This is a genomic window from Microcystis sp. M20BS1, from assembly GCF_020245305.1.
GTDB lineage: Bacteria > Cyanobacteriota > Cyanobacteriia > Cyanobacteriales > Microcystaceae > Microcystis > Microcystis ichthyoblabe_A.
In genome coordinates this window covers 1-6652 of the sequence record NZ_JADBUZ010000001.1, presented here as the reverse complement: position 1 = coordinate 6652, position 6652 = coordinate 1, and the positions used below count along the sequence as shown (strand labels likewise).

The window sequence follows — 6652 nt, the reverse complement described above, 5'->3', positions numbered from 1 at the left end:
TAAAGGTCAACCTCTCTATCAAGGGAATAGTCAATCTAACGTGATCAATCCTTTAATTATTGTCGAAGTTCTCTCTAATTCTACCCAAGCTTATGATCGAGGGGATAAGTTTAAATTCTATCGTTCCTTGCCAACTTTTCAGGAATATATTCTGATTGAACAATCTAGTTATAGTGTGGAACGTTACTATAAACAAAAAGATGATCAATGGTTAATTGATTTCGTCACGGGGGAAAATGCGGTTTTACAATTGGTGTCGGTGGATTGGCAGATTTCTTTGCAAGATTTATATCAAAGAGTAAATTTCGACCTAGCAGAAACCTAAAATTAAAAGAAAGGTGAAAAAGACTCGCTGTTAAGAAAATCGTTATCTCAAAATAGCTCATCTTTTTTGGTATAATAGACGGACTACTATATGTTAAATCTATGGACGCTCTAGATTTTTCCGATCAACTACAATGGACTGCAGAAGCAAAAGCAAAACTGAAAAATATTCCCTATTTTGTTCGTTCCCAAGCGCGTCAAAGGATAGAAGAATTAGCTCGTCATGCCGGTTCCGATCGAGTTACCGTGGAAATGGTAGAACAGGCTAGAATAGAATTCGGACAGTAGATTTTTAGCCGCCAATTTGGGACATAGTACGGGTATAAATGCCGCTTGATGTGCCGGAATCACGCAGTTTAAAGTTTATTTCTGCCTTCAGTTCTATTAATTCCCGCACTCTTTCCCTGATTTCTACCGGCGAAATTCCCTGACGGAGGGCAGTTTTTAGGTCAATTTGTCCGGTTTCGTTGAGGAGACAGGGACGCAACCAACCATCGGCCGAAAGACGTAGGCGGTTACAGCGATCGCAAAAACATTCCGACATCTGACTAATAAAGCCAATTGTACCCTTAGCCCCCGGAATTTGAAAAACATCGGCCGGACCATTTCCCCGCACTTGACCCTCATTTAAGCCCCATTTTGCCCGAATTCGCCCCCTTAATTCCTCGCTCGCAATCCAAGCTTTTTCTTGAAATAAATCACCGTTACCGATGGGCATAAACTCGATAAAACGGACGTGCCAACGCTTCTCGATGGTCAAAGCCGCTAAATCTTCCACTTCTGCCTCATTTATCCCCGGAATTACCACCACATTCAATTTTAAGGGGTCAAAACCCACCCTCTGGGCCGCTTGAATACCTGCCCAAGTTTTTTGCCAACGACTCCGGCCGCGATTACCGATAATTTTATCGAAAGTGTCGGGGTCGAGGGAGTCTAAACTGATATTAATCCGTCTTAGTCCAGCGTCATACAACATTTCGGCTAAATTGTCAAGTAAATAGCCGTTAGTGGTCAAGGCTAAATCGCTAATAGCAGATAAAGAGGCGATATCGCGCACAATCTCCACTACTTCGGGATGTAAGAGAGGTTCCCCACCAGTAAGGCGAAATTTGCGGAAACCAAGGGGAATAAAGACATTTTTGACTAAAGTAAGAATTTCCTCCCGGGTGAGTAAGTCTTGCGGTCGAACATAGGCCAATTCTGCATCTTCAGGCAGACAATACTGACAGCGAAAGTTACAGCGATCGATTAAACTAATCCTGAGATAGTCAATTTGGTTCATGTTCACGGGGAAATACTGTTATAAAACTTCATGAATTTATCATAACAATTCTGGCTCGATCGATATCTAGACATCGGGCTAAGTTTCCAGAAAACCACGGCTACATCTAGATTTTAGTCTATGATGACAATAGATTTGGTCAATGGCAAGAGCCAATAACGATTGGGAAATTTGATAATTTTTCTTGATTGTACTTAACCAAAAAGGTCAGCTAACACCAGAAAGAAATATTAAACAATCCTCTAGATATGGACAAACAGAATACTATCTAAATTGAGCGAGCCAATAATGCTATGATCAAAAATTAATTATCTTGAGATGGTAATTTCTGTGATGTTACCTTTTTTACTACCCATTGCCCAAACTCCTCCTATTGTAGAAATAATTCGACCGGTGCAGGTGCGTCCTTTACCGAATCAACTAGATCAAGTTCCCGTTTTTAATAGTAATAGTCCCGAATTATTGCTAGGAGAAGGGATTTTACTTTCGACTTTTCCCCCTCAAGAGAAAAGTTTTCCCTCGGCCCATTTAAATTATGCTTTTCAGGGACGCTTTGATATTTTTGCCCACCATGTAGCGAGGGGGAGTTTTCCCGATAATTTACGCACCCTTTATCTGGGTATATTACTCCACAATCCCAGTCCTAATCCCGTGACTGTTAAAATTTTGCAGGGGGCTAGTTATTTGAGTCAACCCGATGCAGCTTTTATCGATTTACCTGCACAAGTGGAAAATAATCAGGGGACGGTTTTTGCTGGGCCGGGAAGTCGGGTAATGGGGGATATTTTAATGGGGCAGCGTCAGGATATTTTTCCCGATAGGATTATTATTCCCCCTGGGGAGAGTTTTATGGTCTTAAATGCGGCGATTCCCGTGCGCGATTTGACTCCCCCTTTAAACGGTAGGTCCACTTATCTCCGTCTGGAAAGTGACGGTCTTCTCTACGCTGCTAGTTTAGCTCTTTATGCACCCCTAGATGAAAATGGACAGGAAAGACCACCAAATCTTACAGAGTGGCAAAATTTGCTAGAAAAAGGCGATTTATCGACTCCGCGAGATCGAGCGCCCACTCCTCCCCATAGTCAAGGACAGATAATTTATGGACGGGTAGCGGGGGTGTCCCAAGGTTCAGCTTGGCCAGCCCGATTGGTCGATCGAGCTTCTTTATGGTTAAATATTCCTGATTCTGGTCAATCTATAGCCTATGGGATTAGCACCCTACCCGGGGGCAAACTGGGAACGGAACAAAATCAAAGTGCTAGTATGTTAGTTCGCTATCCCGATACGGCCTATCAAGCTCATGGTAATTACGGTGTGGAATATCGGTTAAGTTTACCTCTATTTAATCGAAGTAATGAGGCGAAAACGGTGACTATTGCGCTAGAAACACCGATTAAAGAGAATATTATCGGTCAGGGTTTGCGTTTTCTCGATCCGGCTGCCCCACAAGTGTTTTTTCGGGGAACAGTAGCCGTCAATTATAGCGATGACCAAGGACAGGCACAAAGCAGATTTTTTCATCTCGTCCAAAGACGCGGACAAGAGGGGCAATCTTTAGTGACTCTGACTATTCCTCCGGGGGATTGGCGTGTAGTACAGGTAAATTTTTTATATCCACCAGATGCGACCCCTCCGCAGGTTTTAACGATTAAGACTGAGTAGAACAAGTTTAAAATTGGCCGTTAACGATCGCAATATTCCATTGACCGTCTTGGTTGGTTTCAAAGGCAATTTGGCGACCATCACCGCTAATGGTGGGATTGCGGACGCTTCCCCGCAGGTTAGCGGTTAATAGGGTTGCACGGGACTGGGAACGATCATAAACCATGACATCACTTTTACCGCGTTCGCTGGAGATATAGGCAATTAAACGACCGTCAGCATTCAGAGATGGCTGATCTTGGCTAGAATCGCCACGATTTAGGTTAGGAAGATTAACTAAGCGCTTTTCTTGCAGATCGAATAGATATATACTACGACGACCGGAGCGATCGGAAGCGAAGGCTAAATAGCGACCATCAGCACTATAACTGGGGAATTGATCGGGAGCAAAACTATTTAAACCACCAGCGGGAACTTGGGGAGTGATCAAAAGAGGAGAATTACAGCCACTTATCCCCGATAACAGCCCAAAAGAGGCCAAAAATCGCCCCAGCCAGACAAAAAAATTTTTTTCTTTCATCTTGACTTTTGACCCCAAATGTGCTAGTAACTTTCTTCCTTGCCGACGGTTTTGAGGGTAAGTAGTTGATTGCCTTGACTGAGACTATCGGCGATCGCTTCTCGAATCGGTAGGTCAATACTGGTTTCAGCGAGGATTTCTTGGGCTTTTTGCCGCAAATCTGCCCCGGTATCGGCATCTACTTGGTCTAGATCGAGTAATTCCTGCGATAGCTGTTCGATCGAATTCGGGTTAGTCATAGCTCAGGCTCCCAACAAGCTTAATTACACTTTTATTGTATTGTAAAGAATAAGGCTTCTGTTTGTTTTTGATTTTTCTGAGCGATTAAGGGATTTTGACAAGCAATTAACCTTTCTGATGGATAATCTTCACTCTCAAATTCCACTAAGTTCACTCGATCGAATAATACTAATTGAATCACTATACACGGCCGCCATTTTAGCCTAAACTTCCCCCATTTGTCTATTTAAGGAATATTACAATAAACACGGGGTATATAAAGAAAAGTTAATGGGTTTATCCATTGATGGATAAGGGTTTTCGGCTATTGTAGTAGATATGTATGGGGGGGAAGTTCAGCAATACTACCCAATCAGCACCCTCAAGTCTGGCGGTTTAGTGGAAGAGCAGTTTATTGTCCGCATGGCAAGAGGAAAGGCTAGAATTAGAGAAGATTTTAGACTTTAATAGCAATTACATTTTCTAAGTAGTACGGCTATGAGCATCAGCGATCCCACTAGCCAAAAAGTCTCGTTAACTCAGCTAAATCGCGCTCTCCGGCACTTTACCGACCGACACGAGTTAACCTTGCGATTTGCAGAATATCTCAACGATGACGAGCTTGACCCCCATAAAATCCTATTCTTCTATGGGGATGGTGGCAATGGCAAGTCGCTGCTGCTGAAATTCTTATTGGAAAATTGTTGCAAGCGCTTTCCTTTAGAAACTTGGACAGAACTTAAAACCAAAACCCATCCTGAAATTGTTGAGTTTATTAAGACAATTACTGACTGGGAAAGTGACTTTCAATTTGTGCCAGCCACACTGTTGGATTTTGAATCCCCAGCCAGGTCATCGCGACCAGAACAACCTCAAGACAATTTCGACGGGCTACTGATTTTGCATAATCAGTTAATAACCAATGCTGTTCGCTTGGGATATAAACTCTCTTTTCCGCTCTATGAATTTTCTTGCATCTGGCATTTAAAACAGACAGGAAAACTCACGAATGAAACTGATATAACTAAGTGGTTTCCTTCACAAGAGTTATTTGTAGTTGGTGGGATTATTAACACAATTAAAACGATCGCTCAGGAGAACAAAGACTTGGCGGCCATACTAGGCTTGCCCGGTACCTTAGCGACACTAACAGCCAGCACGTTGAATCTCATAGCAAAACATTTGGGTAAGGACTTGAATCGTTACCTAAATGGTCGAGGACTCCAGAAAAAAGATTTTCAACGGATCACCGAGTTAGACCCCGATACGGAATTGATTGTTGCTTTACCTAACTTTTTTGCGGAAGATCTCAAGGTCGCCATGCAAAGAGAGGGCGCTCCTGAAAAACTGGTGCTGTTTTTCGACACCCACGAAGCCTTTTGGGGAGAAGGGCGCAATCAAGGAAGTGCCAGATTTTTCAAGCAGGATGAATGGCTGCGGTGTCTGTTGTCGCAGTTGTTGGAGTTGCCCCAAATTGTCATCGTCATGGCAGGACGGGAAATTCCCCAGTGGCATCGAGCCAGCTATTGTTCAATTACAGCGGACAAGTTAGAGTGCAGGCAAGTGTTCAACTTTCAAGTAACCGATGCCCTCGACTACCTACAAAGAGTCGGAATTGAGGATACCCAAGTGCAGCAGGGCTTGATTGCCTATAGTAGTTTTGATGGCGATTCTGTTCATCCGCTCTTGCTGGGGCTATGCGCGGATTTAGTCAGGATGGCGCCAGAAAAAAAAGAAGCCTTTACCGCTGCCGACTTTCAATCCGTTTCCGAGACAGGAGAGGGATTTAATCGGAAATTAGGGATTTTGGTAGAAAGGCTCCTAAAATACACGGACAGGGTGTTGGAAGATGCGGTTTATGTCTTGAGTGCCTGTCGAGCCTTTAATGAAGACCTTTACTTTCATCTGGGCGAATCCTTGAAATGCAATCCCTCCCATGCTGCCTTTGACTCGCTCCTCAGTTTTTCCTTCGTCTGGCAGGCAGAACAACAAGGTGAAGGGTGGTATCGTCTTCATCCCTTCATCCGTCGTTTCAACCACGAGCAGAAGCGGGAGCGAACCCAGGCTGCCCATCAAGTCTTGGAGCGGTACTGATTTTATGGATTCCAAGACGGTTAGCGATTTAATTGAGACGATTTATACCAGTCAGGAAGAGCATCGCCGCAGACAAGCAGCACTGCGCTTGGGAGAGATGGGAACTGCATCTTCTGAGGTATTGGCGGCTCTGACTCACTTGCTGGGGGTAACTCAGGATGAAGAAACCCGTTGGAGTGCGGCAGAGAGTTTATGGCGGCTCGCTCCGCATAACTTGGCAGGTGGGTTGAGGAGAGTTAAAGATTTAGGAATGCTGATCGGGGAACACCCAGTGACTCTAATGGTGGCTGTCTTGCCTAAAACTGACCAAATGATAGCGGTTCTCCTCAGGGTCTATCCGATGCGAAACCAGAAATATTTGCCTGCCCACTTACAATTAGTGGTGCTGGATGAGGCTGGGAAAACCTTTTTGGCTCTTCGGGAATTGTTATGCAAATAATTAACTTAAAATAAAATTCGATGAGAGCAACTACGCTCAAAAGTAGCTGAAATTCATACAGGAAAGGACTTAAGGCACAAATAGGTTAATACCAAAAGATAGACAATCGAGT

The 6652-nt window shown here is 43.8% G+C and carries 9 protein-coding genes; 5 read left to right on the top strand and 4 right to left on the bottom strand.

Annotation, left to right across the window (positions count from 1 at the left end; translation table 11 throughout):
• Both IM507_RS00045 and IM507_RS00040 read left to right on the top strand, forming a co-directional pair.
• The coding region (locus IM507_RS00045; protein ID WP_287636270.1) for a Uma2 family endonuclease at positions 1-325 on the top strand (325 nt) is incomplete at its 5' end.
• Positions 326-426: 101 nt separating this feature from the next.
• Positions 427-612, top strand: a complete 186-nt coding sequence (locus tag IM507_RS00040; RefSeq protein WP_002737708.1) for a PCP reductase family protein — start codon at positions 427-429, stop codon at positions 610-612.
• Positions 613-616: 4 nt separating this feature from the next.
• Here the strand turns inward: IM507_RS00040 and moaA are convergent, their stop codons facing one another.
• Positions 617-1606, bottom strand: a complete 990-nt coding sequence (moaA, locus tag IM507_RS00035; protein ID WP_123229873.1) for a GTP 3',8-cyclase MoaA — start codon at positions 1604-1606, stop codon at positions 617-619.
• A gap of 318 nt (positions 1607-1924) precedes the next feature.
• On the opposite strand from moaA, the gene IM507_RS00030 reads away from it, so the two are divergent.
• Positions 1925-3268 (top strand): DUF3370 domain-containing protein, encoded by a 1344-nt coding sequence (locus tag IM507_RS00030; RefSeq protein WP_123229871.1) that lies wholly within the window; start codon positions 1925-1927, stop codon positions 3266-3268.
• Between the two features lie 7 nt (positions 3269-3275).
• On the opposite strand, the gene IM507_RS00025 is transcribed toward IM507_RS00030, so the two are convergent.
• Genes IM507_RS00025 through IM507_RS00015 form a run of 3 tightly spaced genes read right to left on the bottom strand, consistent with a single transcriptional unit; the run spans position 3276 to position 4209 of the window.
• Complete coding sequence (locus tag IM507_RS00025; protein WP_002782737.1) at positions 3276-3788, bottom strand: TolB family protein; 513 nt, start codon at positions 3786-3788, stop codon at positions 3276-3278.
• 23 nt (positions 3789-3811) lie between these two features.
• Positions 3812-4027, bottom strand: coding sequence for a hypothetical protein (locus tag IM507_RS00020; RefSeq protein WP_002737387.1), 216 nt, complete (start codon positions 4025-4027; stop codon positions 3812-3814).
• Positions 4028-4059: 32 nt separating this feature from the next.
• A complete protein-coding gene (locus tag IM507_RS00015) occupies positions 4060-4209 on the bottom strand; it encodes a hypothetical protein (RefSeq protein WP_002751797.1) in 150 nt (49 codons plus the stop codon).
• A 296-nt stretch (positions 4210-4505) separates the two neighbouring features.
• Here IM507_RS00015 and IM507_RS00010 point away from each other — a divergent pair, with 296 nt between their 5' ends.
• Together IM507_RS00010 and IM507_RS00005 are read left to right on the top strand one after the other, a co-directional pair.
• Positions 4506-6101: a hypothetical protein gene (locus IM507_RS00010; RefSeq protein ID WP_259679061.1), complete on the top strand. Its 1596-nt coding sequence runs from the start codon at positions 4506-4508 to the stop codon at positions 6099-6101.
• A gap of 4 nt (positions 6102-6105) precedes the next feature.
• Positions 6106-6540, top strand: a complete 435-nt coding sequence (locus IM507_RS00005) for a DUF1822 family protein (protein WP_259679060.1) — start codon at positions 6106-6108, stop codon at positions 6538-6540.
• The last annotated feature ends 112 nt before the right edge of the window (positions 6541-6652 follow it).